Here is a 3,291-nt window from a genome sequence, read left to right on the forward strand (position 1 = left end):
TCCACGTCGCCGGCGCTGGCCAGGCTGGTGGCGAAGAAGTCGTTGTCGGCCGGCACGGGCTCAGTGCGGGTAGCGGTGGGCGCGGCGGCCAGGTCGGCGGGGCTGCCGTAGTAGGCGTAGGCGCGGCCGCGGCCCACGTTGTAGTTGGGGGCCCCCACCACCACGTCGCCGTAGCCGTCGCCGTTCGCGTCGCCCCCGCTCAGGCTGTTGCCGAACTGGTCGCCGGCGTTTTCCCCCTCAATAATCTGGGGCCGATTGGTGATGGTGGTGAGCGAGGCCTGGCCGAGCGTGATATACATCCGCCCCTTGGTGTTAGAGAAGCTGGGCGCTCCCACCACGAAGTCGGCGTAGCCGTCGCCATTCACGTCGCCGGCCCCGCTCACGGCCGTCCCGAATTTCTCGCCCGACTCGGCCGTGCTGAAGACGACGACCGGCTGGGAGTTGGCCGACAAGGTAGTGCTGCCCGGGTAGATGAAGACCGAGCCCGAGGTGCCGGCCAACGGCGCGCCCAGCAGAATGTCGTTCAGGCCGTCGCCGTCCACGTCGCCGGGGCCGGCCACGCTGGTGCCCGCGCTGGGGCCGTTCGGCGGCGTGAGGTAGAAGGCCGAGAAGCTACCAAAGGAGGTGGTGTTGGCGCCCCGCACGATGAGGGCCGAATTCACGCCGGGCGCCCCCACGATCAGGTCGGCGTAGCCGTCGCCGTTGGTATCGCCCAGCCCGCTCAGGCTGGCGCCCAGCCGGTAGTTGGCCGCCCCGCCGAGCGTGGGGGCGGAGGTGGTCACGCTCAGGCTGGCGTTGCCGAAGACGATGTTCAGCGAGCCGGTATTGTTCTGGCCCCCGCCGTCGAATTCCGGGCCGCCGGTGGCGAAGTCGTCGTAGCCGTCACCGTTCACGTCGCCTACCCCGGCCACGGCCGTACCACCGCGCGAGTTGGTGAAGCCGGCAATAGCGGCCGCGCTGGCATTGGGGTTGGTGAAGATGTTGACGCCGCCCCCGTAGATGTACGTCACGCCCGCGTTGTTGCTGTTGAAGGTGTAGCCCGCGCCCCCGATCAGCAAGTCGCCGTAGCCGTCGCCGTTGAAGTCGCCGGCCCCGGCAACGCTGCTGCCGAAATTGAACCCCGGGCCGCCGTTGATGATGGTGGCCGCCGTGGGTTCCAGGCCCGTGCTGCTGCCGCGGTACAGCGCGACCATCCCGGCCCCGGCTCCGAAGCTGGGCGCTCCGATGGCCAATTCGCCGTAGCCGTCGCCGTTCAGGTCGCCCACCAGGGCCACGCTCGTGGCGAACAGGTCGCCCGGGTTCTGGCCGTTGAAGGTGGCGCCGGCCGTGCTGGCCAGCGGATCGATGGTGACGGGGTAGGTGGCGTCGGCATCGTCGACGACCAGGGCCAGGGCCGTGGGACCGTCGAGGCGTAGGTGGGCAGGCAGCACGCGGCCGGTGGCGTCCCAGGCCTTGAGGCTGTCGTAGCGCAGCACCGGGGCGGGGCTGCTCCCGGCCGTGAACACCAGCGCCCCGGGCCCGGCCGGGCGGGCGTGCAGGTCCGTAGCTAGGTGCAGGCGCACCGCTACGGGCCCGGCGCCGGTGGGCCGCTCGGCCAGCCGGAAGGTTTGGCGCACGCCGGCGGGGGTATTATCGTAGTCGATGGCAAAGGCCGGGTGGGAGTAGCTGGTGTGGCCCTCGTGCGTGCTGGGCGTGACTGCCCCGGCGGCCAGGGGCAGCCCAGGGGCGGCGGCCCGGCCGATGCCGCGCAGCGTGAAGCGCACCTGCCAGGCCAGCGCGGCTGAGCCCGGGGTTGGCGTGGCCACCGTGTAGCTGCGGGGCTCGAAGGTCGCCGTCAGGCGCTGGGCGTAGTTGCCGGCGCGGAGCGTACCGGTTTTCCGGTCGGCGCTCAAGAATAAGGAGCGGCGGCGCACGTCGGCCCACACGGCGGCCATGCCCCGGGCCGAGGTATCGGCGGGTACGGCCGCAGTTTTTGTGAGAGTCGGCAGGCCCGTGGGCGGGGCCAGGCGCGGAGCGGCGGACGGGGTGGGCAGCACCAGGGCCGAGGCGGCCGGGGACGTTAGCTCAGCCGGGGCGGCCACCCAGGCACGGGCGGCCAGCAGCAGGGTCACCGTGCCCGAGGTAAGCAAGCCCGCGGCGCGCAGCCCGCGCCGGGAAATAACAGTAGAAAAGTGCAGCATACTGTCGGCGGAACGCCACGTCCGGAAAATAATAGGCTAGACGAGCACAGCGCGAGCCGACAGGTCCGATAAAGTGAAGAGCATCAGTAAGGAAAACCAAAGGTAGGCCTGCCCCGCTGCCGTTGCACTATAACCGGAATTAATTTTTTACCTCCGAGAGCCTGCCAATATTTTTCTGGTCGCCCCGGGTAGCCCGAACGGCCAGCCCCTCTTACGCAGGCGGCCGCAGCGTGGCCCCTTGGCCTCGCAGTGGCCGCCCGCACCAAGCCCCCACAGAAAAGGCCAGCTACCTGCGCAGCCGACCTTTTCTGTGGGAGCTACTCTTATATATATTATATAGAGTGCACGGTTATTCTCGCACTAGGCGCACGCTCAGCTCGCCGGCCCGCACCACGTACACGCCCGCCGGCAAGGCAGCTGGCAGCGTCAGTTGAGCCGTGCCCGTGGCGTCAGCCTTCGTCGTCAGCACCCGACGGCCCAGCACGTCGAATACCTGCACCGCCGCGGCGCGTGGCGCGCCTGTGAGCGTGGCCTGACCAGATGCCGGGTTGGGATATAGATGCAGAGCCGCCGCATTACTGCCCGCAACAACCGATAGCGGGTTAGCCACAACATTGTAGATGCCGAAGCGCGAGTTGACTTTGCTGCCATCACCAGAAACTGTAAAGTCGCCGCCGGCTATCAACTGGTTACCGGAGGCGACCAGTGCCCGGACGTTTCCATTTAAGCCCGTACCCAACGTGTTCCATGTTGTGCCATTCCATTTGGCTATCATAGTGGCGGGCACCGCACCGCTGCTGTTATTAACTGTGAGGAAGTAGCCCCCCACGTAGAGTTCACCGCTCCCCGCGGCCAGCGCATTGACGACGTCACTCACCCCGTTGTTGGTACTGGTAGCAGTAGCCGAACCACTCCCCAGCGCGCTCCAAGCTATGCCGTCCCATTTGGCGATATTATTAGCCGTCACCACACTGTTACTAGTGCGGGCAGTAGTAAAGTTGCCGCCTACGTAAAGGTCATTGCCCCAGAATGTCATGGCATTGACGCCGTATTCAGGGAAGTTAAGATTAACAATTCCATTATTCGTGCTGGTGGCGGCAGCCGTGCCATT

General features: G+C 67.2%; 2 protein-coding genes. Both read right to left on the reverse strand.

Annotated elements, in window-relative coordinates; translation table 11 throughout:
• Positions 1–2,180 (reverse strand): FG-GAP-like repeat-containing protein (locus EWM57_RS20640; RefSeq protein ID WP_207218370.1); only part of this gene is annotated, 2,180 nt, incomplete at its 3' end.
• Positions 2,181–2,529: 349 nt separating this feature from the next.
• The coding region (locus tag EWM57_RS20645) for a T9SS type A sorting domain-containing protein (RefSeq protein WP_129923193.1) at positions 2,530–3,291 on the reverse strand (762 nt) is incomplete at its 5' end.

Source organism: Hymenobacter persicinus (assembly GCF_004167665.1).
GTDB lineage: Bacteria > Bacteroidota > Bacteroidia > Cytophagales > Hymenobacteraceae > Hymenobacter > Hymenobacter persicinus.